General features: G+C 64.7%; 14 protein-coding genes. 5 read left to right on the forward strand and 9 right to left on the reverse strand.

The window, feature by feature from the left end:
* The first annotated feature begins 115 nt into the window (after positions 1-115).
* The 3 genes from B5X78_RS04885 to B5X78_RS04895 are packed head-to-tail and all read left to right on the forward strand — an operon-like array spanning position 116 to position 4086.
* Positions 116-1078 carry an alpha/beta fold hydrolase gene (locus B5X78_RS04885; protein ID WP_079723325.1) on the forward strand — a complete coding sequence of 321 codons (963 nt, stop codon included), beginning with the start codon at positions 116-118 and terminating at the stop codon, positions 1076-1078.
* Complete coding sequence (locus tag B5X78_RS04890; protein WP_079723326.1) at positions 1075-3552, forward strand: acyl-CoA dehydrogenase; 2478 nt, start codon at positions 1075-1077, stop codon at positions 3550-3552. Before B5X78_RS04885 ends, B5X78_RS04890 begins: the two co-directional genes overlap by 4 nt.
* A gap of 60 nt (positions 3553-3612) precedes the next feature.
* Positions 3613-4086, forward strand: a complete 474-nt coding sequence (locus B5X78_RS04895; RefSeq protein ID WP_079723327.1) for a hotdog fold domain-containing protein — start codon at positions 3613-3615, stop codon at positions 4084-4086.
* Positions 4087-4125: 39 nt separating this feature from the next.
* Here B5X78_RS04895 and B5X78_RS04900 read toward each other — a convergent pair whose 3' ends face one another.
* Together B5X78_RS04900 and B5X78_RS04905 are read right to left on the reverse strand one after the other, a co-directional pair.
* Positions 4126-4473: a DUF1304 domain-containing protein gene (locus B5X78_RS04900; protein WP_079723328.1), complete on the reverse strand. Its 348-nt coding sequence runs from the start codon at positions 4471-4473 to the stop codon at positions 4126-4128.
* 37 nt (positions 4474-4510) lie between these two features.
* Complete coding sequence (locus B5X78_RS04905; protein WP_079723329.1) at positions 4511-5881, reverse strand: NTP/NDP exchange transporter; 1371 nt, start codon at positions 5879-5881, stop codon at positions 4511-4513.
* A 217-nt stretch (positions 5882-6098) separates the two neighbouring features.
* Here B5X78_RS04905 and B5X78_RS04910 point away from each other — a divergent pair, with 217 nt between their 5' ends.
* Together B5X78_RS04910 and B5X78_RS04915 are read left to right on the forward strand one after the other, a co-directional pair.
* On the forward strand, positions 6099-7688 hold the full coding sequence (locus B5X78_RS04910; RefSeq protein WP_079723330.1) for a GMC family oxidoreductase: 1590 nt from the start codon (positions 6099-6101) through the stop codon (positions 7686-7688).
* Between the two features lie 168 nt (positions 7689-7856).
* Positions 7857-9233 carry a serine hydrolase domain-containing protein gene (locus B5X78_RS04915; RefSeq protein ID WP_079723331.1) on the forward strand — a complete coding sequence of 459 codons (1377 nt, stop codon included), beginning with the start codon at positions 7857-7859 and terminating at the stop codon, positions 9231-9233.
* 46 nt (positions 9234-9279) lie between these two features.
* Here the strand turns inward: B5X78_RS04915 and B5X78_RS04920 are convergent, their stop codons facing one another.
* The 7 genes from B5X78_RS04920 to B5X78_RS04950 form a co-directional block, all read right to left on the reverse strand.
* Complete coding sequence (locus B5X78_RS04920) at positions 9280-9813, reverse strand: SRPBCC family protein (RefSeq protein WP_079723332.1); 534 nt, start codon at positions 9811-9813, stop codon at positions 9280-9282.
* Positions 9814-9922: 109 nt separating this feature from the next.
* Positions 9923-10384, reverse strand: coding sequence for a hypothetical protein (locus tag B5X78_RS04925; RefSeq protein ID WP_079723333.1), 462 nt, complete (start codon positions 10382-10384; stop codon positions 9923-9925).
* A gap of 1030 nt (positions 10385-11414) precedes the next feature.
* Positions 11415-11810, reverse strand: coding sequence for a glycine cleavage system protein GcvH (gene gcvH / locus B5X78_RS04930; RefSeq protein ID WP_079723334.1), 396 nt, complete (start codon positions 11808-11810; stop codon positions 11415-11417).
* Between the two features lie 60 nt (positions 11811-11870).
* Positions 11871-12980: a glycine cleavage system aminomethyltransferase GcvT gene (gcvT, locus tag B5X78_RS04935; protein ID WP_079723335.1), complete on the reverse strand. Its 1110-nt coding sequence runs from the start codon at positions 12978-12980 to the stop codon at positions 11871-11873.
* 58 nt (positions 12981-13038) lie between these two features.
* Entirely contained in the window at positions 13039-13557 is a 519-nt protein-coding gene (locus tag B5X78_RS04940) for a hypothetical protein (RefSeq protein ID WP_139381409.1), read from the reverse strand.
* Entirely contained in the window at positions 13558-13989 is a 432-nt protein-coding gene (locus tag B5X78_RS04945; RefSeq protein ID WP_079723337.1) for an NfeD family protein, read from the reverse strand.
* A gap of 1 nt (position 13990) precedes the next feature.
* Complete coding sequence (locus B5X78_RS04950) at positions 13991-14947, reverse strand: SPFH domain-containing protein (RefSeq protein WP_079723338.1); 957 nt, start codon at positions 14945-14947, stop codon at positions 13991-13993.
* Positions 14948-15050: the final 103 nt, after the last annotated feature.

Here is a 15050-nt window from a genome sequence, read left to right on the forward strand (position 1 = left end):
GCGGTACGTTTGCTGCATCGCACCACAAATTGCGGGGAATCAAACGCTTGCGGGATCGCAAGAACGCCACGGGGCCGATTGACTACTCTAAACGCCAACTCCCATACTAGGCCGTATGGTCACACTGTCTGCCAGTTCATCCTCTACCGCCGCCAGCGACAGCCTGCGCCTGGCGGGCGAAGGCGGCGTGCAATTGGCGGCAAGCCGCTATCGGGCCCCCGCCTCGCTGCAATCCCACTCCGCACTCGTCTATGCGCATGGCTTTGGTCAGACCCGACATGCCTGGGCCCGCACGGGCGCCAGCCTGGCCAAGGCCGGCTATGGCGGTTTGTCCTACGACGCCCGCGGCCATGGCGACTCGCAGCGCAACGATCCGGCTCGCCCCTATGCCGGTGAGCAGTTCGCCGATGACCTGATCATCGTCGCCGGCGACCAGGCGCAGGCGCCGGTGCTGATTGGCGCTTCGATGGGCGGCCTGTTCGGCTTGATCGCCGAGGCGCGCTGGCCGGGCCTGTTCCAGGCGATGGTGCTGGTCGACATCACCCCACGCTGGGAAGCGGCCGGCCTGCAGCGCATCCTCGGTTTCATGACCGCGTTTCCACACGGCTTTGAATCCCTGGAGCACGCCAGCGACACCATTGCCGCCTACCTCCCGCATCGCCGCTCACGCAAATCTCCGGAAGAACTGCGCGAACTTCTGCGCTGTGGCGAAGATGGCCGCTGGCGTTGGCACTGGGATCCGCGCCTGATTGACGAACTCGCGCGCGACAGCGCCCGGCACCAGGACGACATCGCCGAAGCGGCCCGCCGCGTACGCTGCCCCCTGCTGTTGATCAGCGGCGGTCGCAGCGATCTGGTCAGCGCCGAAACCGTCGAGGAATTCCGCACGCTGGCGCCGCACGCCCGCCACGTACATCTGCCGCAGGCCACGCATATGGTTGCTGGCGACGACAACGACACCTTTACCGCCACCGTGCTCGAATACCTTGCCGAGCTGCGGTCGGACAGCATTGCCACCTCGCCTGACCCCATCGAAACCTCCGCCCTCGGCGGAACCGCAACCGGAGCTAGCCCATGAGCATCCTCGCCCCTTTCCTCGCCTTCCTGCTGGTGGGCGCATTCGCCGCCTACCACAGGTTGCGCCTGGCCTACTGGGCCGCGATCACGGCCACCCTGCTGGTGGCGTGCTGGCTGCTGGGCGCCAATCCCACGGCCACGATCATCGCCGCCGTCATCGTGGCGCTGATTGCATTGCCGCTGCTGATTCCGGCCATCCGCAAGCCGCTGATCACCGCGCCGCTGCTGACCTTCTACCGCAAGATCCTGCCGCCGCTGTCGCAGACCGAGCGCATCGCGCTGGAGTCGGGCTCGGTGGGTTTCGAGGGCGAGTTGTTTTCCGGTGATCCGGATTGGAATGCGCTGCTCTCGCAGCCGAAGCCGGAACTGACCGCCGAGGAGCAGGCGTTCCTCGATGGCCCGGTGGAAGAACTCTGTCGCATGACCAACGACTGGGAAATCACCCACATCCACGCAGATCTGCCGCCGGCGATGTGGGACTTCATCAAGAAGAACAAGTTCTTCGGCATGATCATTCCGAAGGAGTACGGCGGCCTGGGTTTCTCGGCGCTGGCGCACCACAAGGTGATCCAGAAGCTTGCTTCGGTCTCCAGCGTGGTCAGCTCCACCGTCGGCGTGCCCAATTCGCTCGGCCCGGGCGAACTGCTGATGCATTACGGCACCGAAGCGCAGAAGGATCATTACCTGCCGCGTCTGGCCGATGGCCGCGAAGTGCCCTGCTTTGGATTGACCGGTCCGTTTGCCGGTTCCGATGCCACCTCGATTCCCGACTACGGCATCGTCTGCGAAGGCGACTGGGACGGCGCCAAGGTGGTCGGCATCAAGCTGACCTTCGACAAGCGCTACATCACGCTGGCGCCGGTGGCGAGCATCATCGGCCTGGCTTTCCGCATGTACGACCCGAATGGTTTGCTGGGCGACACCCGTGACCTGGGCATCACCCTGGCGTTGATGCCGCGCGAAACGCCCGGCGTGGAAGTCGGTCGTCGCCATTTCCCGCTCAACTCGCCGTTCCAGAATGGACCGGTGCGCGGGCATGAAGTGTTCCTGCCGCTGTCGCAGATCATCGGCGAGGAGAAAGGCATCGGCGAAGGCTGGCGCATGCTCAGCGAGTGCCTGTCGATTGGCCGCTCGATCACCCTGCCCTCCACCGCCAGCGGCGGCGCCAAGATGGGCGCTGTGGTCACCGGCGCCTATGCGCGCATCCGCAAGCAGTTCGGCCTGTCGGTCGGCCGCTTCGAAGGCGTCGAAGAAGCATTGGCCCGCATCGCCGGCAAGGCCTACGCGATCAGCGCGCTGTCGCAGGCCACGGCCGCGGCCGTGGATCGCGGCGAAAAGCCGGCCGTGCCTTCGGCCATCGCCAAGTACCACTGCACCAGCATGAGCCGCGACGTGGTCAAGGACGTGATGGATGTAGTCGGTGGCAAGGGCATCATCCTGGGGCCGCGCAACTTCGTCGGCCGCGCCTGGCAGGCCTCGCCCATCGCCATCACGGTGGAAGGCGCCAACATCATGACCCGCAGCCTGCTGATCTTCGGCCAGGGTGCGATCCTCTGCCACCCGTGGGTGCTGAAGGAAATGAAGGCCGCGCAGAACCCCGACGTGGCCGCCGGCATCAACGAATTCGATCGCAACCTGTTCGGCCACATCGGCTATGCCATCTCCAACGCGGTGCGCTCGTTCTGGTTCGGCCTGACCTCGTCGCGCATCGGCGCCGCGCCCGGCGATGACTACACCCGCCGCTTCTTCCGCAAGATGGATCGCTACTCGGCCAACCTGGCGCTGATGGCCGACATCTCCATGCTCACCCTGGGCGGCAAGCTCAAGTTCAAGGAATCGCTGTCCGGGCGCCTGGGTGATGTGCTGAGCCACCTGTACATGACCAGCGCCGTGCTCAAGCGCTACCACGACGAAGGCGCGCCCGCCGCGGATCGCACGTTGCTGGCGTGGGCCGTGCACGACAGCGTCCATCAGATGGAACTGGCCTTGTCGGCCGCCCTGCGCAACTTCCCGATCCGTCCGATTGGCTGGTTGATGTGGGCGCTGATCTTCCCGCTGGGTCGCCGCGCCCATGCCCCGGGCGACCGCCTCGGCCACCGCGCTGCCGCCTTGCTGATGACGCCGAACGAAGCGCGCGATCGCCTGGCCAGCGGCGTGTTCACCACGCCGTGTGAAAACAATCCTGGTGGCCGCATCGACAGCTACCTAGCCAAGGCCGTGCTGGCCGAACCGGTCGAGCGCAAGTTCCTCAAGGCACTCAAGACCAAGGGCATCGAGGCGCTGGATTTCACCAGCCAGCTCGACGAAGCCGTGGCCGAAAGCTGGATCACCGCCGAAGAGCGCAAGCTGCTGGAAGAGCTGCGCGCGATTACCCTGGACACGATCACTGTGGACGACTTCGACGCCCACGAATTGCGCGCGGCCAGCTACTACGACCGCCCGCAAGCTAGCGACGGCTCACGCGCCGCCGCCTGATCACGCAAGCAACACCGGCGACGGCGAGCTCAGGCTCGCCGTCTTCACAAGGGAAGTCCCATGAGCACCGACGTACTCGCCCTGTACCGTGGACTGGCCTCCAAGCCACTCGGCCGCTGGCTGTTTGCACGCCTGATCTGCTGGAAGGCGCCCTACTTCGCCAGCATTTCGCCGCGCATCCGGTTGCTTGAACCCAATCGCGGCGAAGCCAGCCTCCGCCATCGCCGCAAGCTGACCAACCATATCGGCACGGTGCATGCGATCGCGCTGTGCAACCTGGCCGAGTTCATCGGCGGGCTGACCACCGATGTGAGCCTTCCCGCCTCCATGCGCTGGATACCCAAGGGCATGACGGTCGAGTACCTGAAAAAAGCCACCGGCACGATGCATGCGGTGGCGACACCGGCATTTGCTCCGCGGGCCGCCGAAGAAGGCTACGAGCTGCCCATGGATGTGGTGATCAACAACGAACTGGGCGAGCCGGTGTTCCGTGCCCGCATTGCCATGTGGGTATCGCCCAAGGGCAAGCGCTGAGGACGCGCGGCGCCCGCCCGCCGCAGCGGCGCCTACCGATCAGCCCACCAGGATCGCCGCCAGGGCGGCAACCGCGGGGACGCTCTGCACGAAGAAGATCCGCTTGTTGACGCTCCACGCGCCGTAAGCGCCGGCAATCACGACGCAAAGCAGGAAGAACACCACCACGTTCCACTGCGACGTCGCCAGGCCCCATAACAGGCCCGCGGCCAGGAAGCCGTTGTACAAGCCTTGGTTGGCCGCCAGTACGCGCGTGGCAGCCGCCTTGTCGGGCGAGTTGCGGAACGTCTTGAGGCCCAGCGGGCGGGTCCACAGGAACATTTCCAGGACCAGGAAGTACACGTGCAGCAAGGCGACCAGCACGGTCAGGCAAACGGCGATCAGCATGGCGGCGGTATCTCCAGAATGAGCAGGTGGCGGGGCGTCACGAGGCGGCGGCGTGCGTCCCGGCCGGATTGGCGCTGGCACGCTCGGACGGCAACCGCGCTTCCTCGCGCAGCAGGCGCCAGGCGCCGAACGTCATGCCGCCGGCCACCAGCAGGCCGAAGGCGAACACCGCCTGCGAGCCGAAGGCCGACAACAGTTTGTGCAGCCAGACGAAACTCAGGTCGCCACCGCGATAGACCACCGTGTCGATGGCCGCGCCGGCTTTGTAACGCCACTCGCGCCCCACGCGGGTGTAAATGGTCTCGCGCGCGGGCTTGGCCAGGGAGAACTCGCTGGCGCGGGTCACCACCTGCACGACCGCCACCAGCATCGGCAAGGGTGATGCCGCCAGGATCGAGAAGCCCACGATGATGGCGAAGCCAGGGATCAGCAGGGCCGGCGCAATGCCAAAGCGCGACATCAGCAAACGCGTCAGGCTCAACTGCACCACCAACGTCAGCGCGTTGACGGCCAGATCCAGGGTGGCGTAGTACGCGGTAGCCGCCGCCGGGTCGGTGAAGGCGCGCCGCACGATGGCCGCCTGCTCGTTGTACAACAACGTTCCCACGCCAACGCCAAAGACCACCATCACCGCCAGCCAACGCAGCAACGGCTCACGGACGATCAACTTCAATCCCGCCAGCACTTCGCCGCCCATCGGCAGCTCACCGCTGACCAGCTTGCGCTCCTGCTCGCGGCGCACCGCCCAAAGGCGCAGACGCAACAGGCAGATCACGCAGACCGACAGGAATACAGCCGAGACCAGCATCAGATTGGCGATGCCCACGCTGCCCACCAGAGTACGGGTGAGGAACGGCCCCAGAAAGGCGCCCACCGTTCCCGCCGCACCGATGTAGCCGTAGTACTTGCGCGCCTCGGCGTTACTGAAGACGTCGGCCATGAAGCTCCAGAACACGGCCACGGCAAACAGGTTGAACACCGTAATCCACAGGAAGAACGCCATGCCGCGCCCTGGCAGACCGCTGTCGAACACCACGTAGAACACCAGCAAGGTGGCGATGAAGAAGCCATACACCACCGGCAGGAACACACGGCGGGGGAAACGACTCACCAGCGCGCCGTAGACCGGTTGCAGCACCAGCATGATCAGGAAGGTGCAGGTAAAAAGGATCTGCAGCGTCAGTTCACCGACGGCCACGCCGTGGCGCGCGAAGAAGGCGATCATCGCCGGCGGAAACACTTGCTGCACATCCGCCGAGGCGCCCATCGCCTCGCGCACCGGCCGCAGCACGTAGTAACCGCTCAGCAGGCAGAAGAAATAAACAAAAGCCCAGATCAGCGGCGGTGACTCACCCAGGGCGGCCTGCAATCGACCCGCGCGCCCACGCGCCCCTTCCATCTGGCTCATGCACGGCTCCGGTGGGTCGGTGATTTGAACGACATGGCGGGCTCCATTACGCGCGCAAGGTATCCGATGCACTGCAACATCGCTACCCCTATATCAGCCCGCCAGCCCGCCGTTTCCAGCAGGACTAGCGGTCAGCGCGCACATACGGCCTGCAACGCAGAGCATATGCTCTAAGCACGGTCGCTACGGTCGGGCGCTTCCGGCAACAGGTACGTTTGTGTTCGACTTCATAATCATCGGTGCTGGCTCGGCCGGCTGTGTCCTGGCCAACCGGCTCAGTGAAGACCCCCACTGCCGCGTGTTGCTGCTGGAAGCGGGCCCGCGCGACTGGCATCCCTTCATCCACATGCCCGCCGGCCTGGCCAAACTGGTCGGCAACACTTCGGTCAACTGGAACTACGACACGGCGCCCGAGCCCCAGCTCAACAACCGGCGCCTGTGGTGGCCGCGCGGCAAGGTGCTGGGCGGTTCGAGCTCGATCAACGCGATGTGCTATGTGCGCGGCCTGCCAGCCGACTACGACGCCTGGGCTGCAGAAGGCGCCGAGGGCTGGAACTGGAAGCAGGTACTGCCTTACTTCAAGCGCTCCGAGCGCAATCAGCGCGGCGCAAGCGACCTGCATGGCGATGCCGGTCCGCTGTTCGTCGCTGATCTGCGCTACACCAATCCCCTGTCCGACGCCTTCATCCAGGCCGGCTTGCAAGCGGGCTACCTCCACAACGACGATTTCAACGGACCGGAGCAGCAGGGTTTTGGCTACTACCAGGTCACTCAGAAGGACGGTGCACGCTGTTCCGCGGCCGTGGCCTATCTGCAACCGGCGCGGCAACGCCCCAACCTGAAGGTGGTCACCGGCGCACTGGTTCGCCACATCATCATCGAACAAGGCCGCGCAATCGGCGTCTCCTATGCCCATCGCGGCCAGGAAGTTCACGCGCACGCGGACCAGGAGGTGCTGCTCAGCGGCGGCGCGATCAATTCGCCGCAGTTGCTGATGCTGTCGGGCATTGGCCCGGCCGATCACCTGCGCCAGCATGGCGTGGGCGTGGTGATGGACCTGCCACAGGTCGGACAGAACCTGCAGGACCACCTCGACGTCTGCACGCTGCAACATGCCACCCAGCGCATCACCTACGATCGCGCCAGCGAGATCGGCGCGGCCTACCAGTACTTCCTGCGCGGACATCGCGGTCCTGGCAGCAGCAACATCGCCGAAGCCGGCGCCTTCATCCGTTCGCCGCTGGCCACCGATGATCGCGCTGATCTGCAGCTGCACTTTGTCCCGGCCATGCTGGATGATCACGGTCGTCGTCGCCTCAAGGGTGACGGTTATACGGTGCATGCGTGCTTCCTGCGCCCGCGCAGTCGTGGCCAGTTGCAGTTGGCCAACGCCGACCCGCGCCAGCCACTGCGCATCGAGGCGAATTACCTGAGCGATGCCGAGGGCTTTGATCTGCGCATGATGGTGCAGGCAGCCAAGGTGGCGCGCGATGTGCTGTCCCAGCCGGCGTTCGATCATGTTCGCGGCGAACCGATCTTCCCCTGCCGCCACAATCTGTCCGATGCCGAACTGGCCGACTTCGTGCGGGCCAAGGCCGAGACTATCTACCACCCCATCGGCACCTGCCGGATGGGCAACGACGAAGCGGCGGTGGTCGACCCGCAATTGCGCGTGCGTGGTGTCGCAGGGCTGCGCGTTGTCGACGCTTCGGTGATGCCCAATCTCATCGGCGGCAACACCAATGCACCGACGATGATGCTGGCAGAGCGTGCCAGCGATCTGATCCGGGGACGCGCGCTTGCCTGAACAGGGGAGCCCGCTTTGGCGGGCTCATCCTCGCCGGCAAACTGGGACCACGCGCACGTCGATCTTGAACTAGATGAACGACATGCGCGCGGATCTTCCTGCCATTTGTGCATTGGGGATTGCGGACTTATCATCGCCCCAGCACGTGCAAAGCAGGCGATCAGTTCGATGAAGAAGAAGGTGTCTCGGCGGCAATTGGGCCCGCTCCGGTTCGGACTGCTTGGGCTGCTGATCCCGCTGACCCTGGTGTCCACCGCACAGACGCCTCCCAGCACCGGCGAGATCCATGGCCAGGTCGCCAACGTGCATGCACTGGCCGCAGCCTCGACCACAAGCAGCACCGGCATGGCCACTGCGGCCACCGCATTGGCGCCCGGCTTCGATGTCGCGCGCTTTGAAATGATGGCCCAGCAGCTGACCTTGGGCGAACGCATCCCGGGCATGGCGCTGGCCATCGTCCACAACGGCAAGGTGTTGACCGCCAAGGGCTACGGCGTCACCGATGTCAGTGCACCGCAGGCCATCGACTCGCACACCGTGTTCCGCCTGGCCTCGTTGTCCAAGGCGTTTGCCGGCACGCTGGCGGGTCTGCTGGTCAACGACGGCTCGCTGCGTTGGGACAGCAAGGTGGCCGATTACGTACCCAACTTCCATCTGAGTGATCCGGCCGCCACCCAGCGCGTGACCGTGGCTGACCTGTTGAGTCATCGCGTCGGCCTGCGTGCCCATAACGCCTTCGATCGCGATATCGAAGGCAATGCCGACTACTACACGGTTGCGCAGAAGCTGTCCTCTGCGCCGATGACCTGCCTGCCGGGCCAGTGCTATGCCTACCAGAACGTCGCTTTCAGCCTGTTCGGCGATGTCGTGTTCGCCTCCACCGGTGGCTTCTACGAACAAGCCGTGGACCGGCGCATCTTCAAGCCGCTGGGCATGAACGACGCCAGCCTGGGATTGGCCGGCATCGAGAACAGCGCGCGTTGGGCGCGTCCGCATGTGCGCAGCCGCAATGGCTGGGTGGCGATGATGCCCAAGCCCACCTATTACCGCCTGGCGCCTGCCGCCGGCGTCAATGCCAGCATCAGCGACATGGCGCAATGGCTGGTCGCACAAACGGGCCATCGCCCCGACGTCCTGCCGGCTCCCATGCTGGCCACATTGCATGCGCCGCTGGTGTCCACGCCGGGCGAGATGCGTGCCGGCTGGCGCCGTGATCGCATCTACTCAGCCAGCTATGCGCTGGGTTGGCGTGTGTTCGACTATTCGCGCCATCCGGTGATCTTCCACGCCGGTGCCGTGCAGGGCTATCGCGGCATGGTCGCACTGCTGCCCGAGCGCGACCTGGGCATCGCCATCCTCTGGAACAGCGACAGCGCCGCGCCTTCTGGTCTACTGCCGACGATCCTGGACCAGGCCATGGGCTTGCCGCCGCAGCAGTGGCTGGATACGCCGTTGGACACCAGCGACCTGCTGATGGCCGATTCGCCGCAGCCGGCCAACGACAGCGGCACCGCCGCGAGCCAAGCGACGGCTTCGCCGCGCTAGCGAAATCGACGCGTCGCCCGTGCGAGGCGTCGAATACCCTCGCCTATCAAGAAGACGGTCGCTCAAGCAGATGCTTGAGCGAGCCCAGGCCACGCTCGAAGTCGCCGCCGATCATCTTCTCGAATAGCAGCCCCATCCAACGATTGAGCGGGTTGTAGCCGTGCCGGGTCTCGAAGCGCCACGTAACGCGGGTGCCGCTCCCTTCCGGGCTCAGCAGATAGGTGGCGGTCGCCGCCGAACCGCCGAAGTCCAACGCCACCACGATCTTCTGGTTGGGCTGGCTCTCCAGGATTTTCTGGCTGCCGCTGCCGACCGCGCGATTGCCCGACCATTGCATGCCCGCGCCCACGCCTTCGGCCGGGCCGGTGTACTCGTACTTTGCCTGCGGGTCAGCCCCGAACCAGGGCGACCATTCGTTGAACCGACGGAACGAGTTCAACGTGGCGAACACCTCCGCCGTCGGGCGCTCAATCAGCACGCTGCGCTCCACCCGGGTGTCTGCCGGCAGGACCAGGCTGCCGCCCACCAACACCACACCCAGCAGGGCCAGCAAGGCCAACGTCCACTTCAGAAATTTCATCTATCGGCTCCGAACAACGATGCGCCAGCTTAGACCCGGGCGAAAAAAAACTCTCCCCCCGCTGGGCACGGGGGAAGAGTCTGATGGATACGGCTAATCGGGGTTTGGCTTAGATCAGCGGAGCCGGGGTTGCCGGCAGCGCGACCGGAGCCGCTTTCTTCTTGGACTTGCGGGCAGGCTTCTTGGCGGCCTTCTTCGCAGCCTTCTTGGCCGGCTTCTTGGCAGCCTTCTTGGCAGCCTTCTTCACGGTCTTCTTGGCAGCCTTCTTTGCGGCCTTCTTGGCGGGCTTGCGGGCAACCTTCTTCGCAGCCTTCTTCACGCCCTTCTTGGCGGCCTTCTTGGCAACCTTCTTGGTGGCTTTCTTAGCGACCTTCTTGGCGGCCTTCTTGGTTGCCTTCTTCGCAACCTTCTTCGCTGCCTTCTTCACGGTCTTCTTGGCGGCTGCCTTCTTGGTCGCCTTCTTGGCGGCCTTCTTGGCGGTCTTCTTCACGGTCTTCTTGGCGGCTGCTTTCTTGGTCGCCTTCTTGGCGGCCTTCTTGGCAGGTTTCTTAGCGGCTTTCTTCGTTGCCATGGGATGGCTCCTCGTCAGTGAACTTGGATTAGGTAAATCGGGGTACGACACCTCTGCCCTAGGGCAGGCCCAGTTGCAAAATCAGCCGCGGGAGTCGGACCCGCAGGCAACCGTCGACGCGCCAGGCGCGTTGAAACGGATTTCTTTGTGGGGGCCTTTCTTTTGCGGCCCCCTACAAATACGAAAGCACCCGCGTCGACCAGCGCCGCGGGTGCCGAAAAGGAAATCTGGGACGTTTCTTCTGGGGAAGCGATGCCTGCGTCCGCCGCGCTCCGGGCTAAGACGATGGGCCTGATTGTCACTCGCGCTGTCGTATTGATCCGACTCACTCGCTTCCGCAGCAACTGTCTGCTGCGCGAAACCTAATCACGCTTTTTGGACGTGTCAACACCTTTGCGAAAAATATTTTGGGGTCGCCTTCGCGGGAGCCCCGTACCGGTTGCCGCATCCAAGCCGCCTTGGGCGCATGCCTGGCGTCTTCCAATCCGTCGTCCACGATCACGATGAGAAAAAAACGCGGGAAAAACCGCGATTTTTTTTTGCACTCTGCCGTCGTCGGCCGTCCGTGCGACTTGCGCGTGGCGACCGTCGAATGCCGACGACGGCAGTTAGGAGTTCCTATTCGGGGTAAAAAAAAGTTTCTCGCGACGGGTCGGAATGGGGTGTCGCAAGCACCCAATTGCACCGAACTGCGCAAACTTTTTCGCAGTTCGCGACGTCGTTCGGCGCTGTCGAAACACTTCAAAGCGGATCCGCGAAGCAGTAACGCGCGGGTTGTCGACACCCGGATCGCCACCATCTTCGATGGAAGATCCTTCGCATGGTCGCCGTCGGCGAAATCCGATTACGCCACCCTGGAACGCCACTTGCACGTCGTCGACGAACTTCAAGCCCGCGGCGATGTTTGCCTGCTCGAGCACGCTGGCATGCCGACGAACGGTTTGCCTACGCTGCACCGGGGAACGCCCCCGGCAAAAAAAAAGCCGGCCGCTGAAAGCGGCCGGCCTGGGTGTGCACTCGCTGCAAAGACTCAGTGGTCTTCGTCTTCCAGCAGCTGGGCATAGTCGTCGGGCGCCAGCAATTCGTTGAGCTGGTCCGGCTCTTCGGCCTCGACCACAAAAATCCAGCCCTCGCCGTAGGCGTCTTCATTGATGGTCTCGGGCTTGTCGGCCAGCGCCGAGTTGACCTCGACAACCTTGCCAGTCACCGGGCTGTAGACGTCGGAAGCGGCCTTGACCGATTCCACCACCGCGCTGGCGTTGCCGGCTTCGACACGGTCGCCCACGTTGGGCAGTTCGACATAGACCAGGTCGCCCAGCAGACCCTGCGCATGGTCGGAAATGCCAACCGTGACGCGGCCGCTGTTTTCGACGCGGGCCCATTCGTGGGACTTCAGGAATTTGAGATCGCCAGGAATCTCGCTCATGTTGGCTGCTCCGGATAAGGGGCTGTGGGTCGGGATGGGCACTAGTTTAGCGGGTAACGTTCAATCTTCCAGCACGCCGGGCTGCGCCTGGCCGTCGCGTACGAAGGGGAACTTGACCACACGCACCGGCACTTCCTTGCCGCGGATGTCCACGCGCACCGCGCCCGGCGCGCCGGTCGGCACACGTGCGAAGGCGATGGCCTTGCCCAGCGTGGGCGAGAAAGTACCGGACAGGATTTCGCCTTCGCCCTGGTCAGTCAGTACCTTCTGCCCGTGGCGCAGCACGCCCTTCTCGTCCATCACCAGGGCAATCATCTGCCGCGGTGCGCCATCGGCCTTCTGCTGCTCCAGCACGCCGCGTCCGATGAAGTCGCGTTCCGCATCCAGCGCGACCGTCCAGGCCAGCGCGGCTTCGTAAGGCGACACCGACTCGTCCATGTCCTGGCCGTAAAGATTCATGCCCGCTTCCAGGCGCAGGGTGTCGCGCGCGCCCAGGCCAGCGGGCTTGACCCCGGCCTGCGCCAATGCGTTCCAGAAGGTCACCGCATTCTGCTCGGGCAGCACGATTTCGAAGCCGTCCTCGCCGGTGTACCCGGTGCGAGCCAGGAACAACGGAATGCCGTCCGCGCTCTGGACTTCCACGGCCGCGAACCGACCCACCTTCTCCGCGGCGGCACGGTCTTCGGCACGCAACAGGCCCACCACGCGCTGACGCGCGCTCGGGCCCTGCACCGCGACCATCGCGAACTCCGGGCGCTCTTTCACCTGCACGCCAAACGCCTGCGCCTGCTGCTGGATCCAGGCCAGATCCTTGTCGCGGGTGGCCGCATTGACCACCAGCCGGAAGAACGACTCGTCCATGAAATAGACAATCAGGTCATCGATGACGCCGCCGTTGGCGTCGAGCATGCACGAGTAGAGCGCCTTGCCCCGGGCCTTGAGCTTGTCCACGGAATTGGCGAGCAGATGGCGCAGAAACGCACGGACGCGCTCGCCGTGCAGATCCACCACGGTCATGTGGCTGACGTCGAACATGCCGGCGTCGCGACGCACCTGGTGGTGCTCCTCGATCTGCGAGCCGTAGTGGATCGGCATGTCCCAGCCGCCAAAGTCGACCATCTTCGCGCCCTGGGCGCGGTGGGTTTCGTTGAGGATGGTCTTGCTGGTCATGCGCGCCTCCCGGGCAAAGAAGGCCATTATCCCAGATGGGGTGCTCGCGCGCCGGGGCCTACAGACCCAGGTACGCCTCGTTGAGGCAATCCACGGCGCGTGGATCCAGCTCGGTGAACTTGCCCACCGGCAGTTCCACCCGCCGCGCCCAGTGGACGTCAGTCAGCAACTCGCCCGCGTCGTCATCGCGCACCACGGCGATCACCCGGTCGTCTTCGCGACCGGCCAGGCGACAACTGCCCATCTGCAGGTGGAAACCCGCTTCGGTTTTCGGATAGGCCACCGTATCGGTGATCAACCAGCGCGCCTGGGTGCCATCGCGCCCCACCATCCGTCCCACCACCAGCCAGCGGATGACCGGGCTGAGGGTCTGATCGATGTCGTCATCGTTGGCGGCGTCGGCCAACACTCCGACCGAGTAGTCGCAGACGTGTGCATATCCCGGTGTCAGGGTCATGCAGCTGCCACCGATGTCATGCAGCCCGGCGGGATAAGGCGGCACGATCTGGCCGACCAGGTCACCGGCCCATGCGCTCATCGGCCACAGACACAACGCCAGGCCCATGATTCGGCACATTCAACTCTCCTGGACCTTCAAGGTCATCCCGTCGACCGCGACCACCCGCACACGCCGGCCTGACGGCAGATCCGGACCGCTCACCGACCAGAACGCGTCGCCCACCTTGACCCGGCCGCGGCCATCGACGATGGCCTGTTCCAGCTCCAGCACCTGCCCGACCAGCTGATCGGCGCGCCGGTTGAGCAGCGGTTGATCGCTGGGCCGTTCGCGCTTGCGAAACCACTTGCGGTAGGCGAGCACGGCGATGATGCTCAAGACCACGAACAGCACGACCTGCGCCAGCAGCGACAAGCCGGGCGCCACCAGCAACACCAGCGTGACCAGCGCCGCCGCGATGCCCATCCAGAACAGGAAGGCGCCCGGCACCATCGTCTCGGCCGCCATCAGCACCAGCGCAATCGCCGCCCAGGTGACCACATCCCAGCGCATCTCAGCCTCCCGTCCGCGGCGGCACCCGCGGCGGTTGCGCCGGCGTGCGTTCCAGCGCCTCCTTGGCCAGCTGGGCGATGCCGCCGATCGAACCGATGATGCCGCTGGCCTCCATCGGCATCAGCACGAACTTCTGGTTCGGCGCGGTGGCCAGCTCGCGGAACGCCTCCACATATTTCTGCGCGACAAAGTAATTGATGGCCTGCACATCACCCTTGGCGATGGCCTCGGACACCAGCGTGGTCGCCTTGGCTTCGGCCTCGGCCAGGCGTTCGCGCGCCTCGGCTTCGCGATAGGCTGCTTCGCGCTTGCCTTCGGCTTCCAGGATGGCGGCCTGCTTCTCGCCCTCGGCGCGCAGGATCTCGGACTGGCGCATGCCTTCGGCTTCCAGGATCGAGGCGCGCTTGTCGCGCTCGGCCTTCATCTGCCTGGCCATCGCATCCACCAGGTCGCGCGGCGGCTGGATGTCCTTGATCTCGATGCGATTGACCTTGACGCCCCACGGGCTGGTAGCGTGGTCGACCACGCCAAGCAGCTTGGCGTTGATGGTCTCGCGCTGGCTCAATGATTCGTCCAGGTCCATGGAACCGATGACCGTGCGGATATTGGTCTGCACCAGGGCGACGCTGGCCTGTTCCAGGTTGGCCACTTCATAAGCCGCCTTGGCGGCATCCAGCACCTGGAAGAACACCACCCCATCCACCTTCACCACGGCGTTGTCCTTGGTGATCACATCCTGGCTGGGTACCTCCAGCACCTGCTCCATCACATTGACCTTGCGGCCCACCGCCTGGATGAAGGGAAACAGCAGGTGCAGCCCCGGCGACAGCGTATGGGTGTAGCGTCCAAACCGCTCCACTGTCCACTCGTAGCCCTGCGGGACGATCCGGACCATCTTGAAGAAGACGAACAAAAAGACGAGGGCCAGGATGAACGCGAGAATCGTGCCGCCGGACATATCACTCTCCCTGTAGGTTTGGGCCGATTATAGGCGTGGCCGGGAGGCGACCGCCGGAAACCTGCCCTTCCCATGCAACCCTTTCGCCATCCCCCGCATCTGG

This window comes from Pseudoxanthomonas indica (assembly GCF_900167565.1).
Lineage (GTDB): Bacteria > Pseudomonadota > Gammaproteobacteria > Xanthomonadales > Xanthomonadaceae > Pseudoxanthomonas_A > Pseudoxanthomonas_A indica.

Bases quoted from the DNA above. Each gene is read 5' to 3' on its own strand.
- B5X78_RS04905 (WP_079723329.1), bottom strand. From the start codon at position 5,881: ATGAGCCAGATGGAAGGGGCGCGTGGGCGCGCGGGTCGATTGCAGGCC.
- B5X78_RS04945 (WP_079723337.1), bottom strand. From the start codon at position 13,989: ATGCGCTGGGATGTGGTCACCTGGGCGGCGATTGCGCTGGTGCTGATG.
- gcvT (WP_079723335.1), bottom strand. From the start codon at position 12,980: ATGACCAGCAAGACCATCCTCAACGAAACCCACCGCGCCCAGGGCGCG.
- gcvH (WP_079723334.1), bottom strand. From the start codon at position 11,810: ATGAGCGAGATTCCTGGCGATCTCAAATTCCTGAAGTCCCACGAATGG.
- B5X78_RS04900 (WP_079723328.1), bottom strand. From the start codon at position 4,473: ATGCTGATCGCCGTTTGCCTGACCGTGCTGGTCGCCTTGCTGCACGTG.
- B5X78_RS04925 (WP_079723333.1), bottom strand. From the start codon at position 10,384: ATGGCAACGAAGAAAGCCGCTAAGAAACCTGCCAAGAAGGCCGCCAAG.
- B5X78_RS04950 (WP_079723338.1), bottom strand. From the start codon at position 14,947: ATGTCCGGCGGCACGATTCTCGCGTTCATCCTGGCCCTCGTCTTTTTG.
- B5X78_RS04885 (WP_079723325.1), top strand. From the start codon at position 116: ATGGTCACACTGTCTGCCAGTTCATCCTCTACCGCCGCCAGCGACAGC.
- B5X78_RS04940 (WP_139381409.1), bottom strand. From the start codon at position 13,557: ATGTGCCGAATCATGGGCCTGGCGTTGTGTCTGTGGCCGATGAGCGCA.
- B5X78_RS04895 (WP_079723327.1), top strand. From the start codon at position 3,613: ATGAGCACCGACGTACTCGCCCTGTACCGTGGACTGGCCTCCAAGCCA.
- B5X78_RS04915 (WP_079723331.1), top strand. From the start codon at position 7,857: ATGAAGAAGAAGGTGTCTCGGCGGCAATTGGGCCCGCTCCGGTTCGGA.
- B5X78_RS04890 (WP_079723326.1), top strand. From the start codon at position 1,075: ATGAGCATCCTCGCCCCTTTCCTCGCCTTCCTGCTGGTGGGCGCATTC.
- B5X78_RS04920 (WP_079723332.1), bottom strand. From the start codon at position 9,813: ATGAAATTTCTGAAGTGGACGTTGGCCTTGCTGGCCCTGCTGGGTGTG.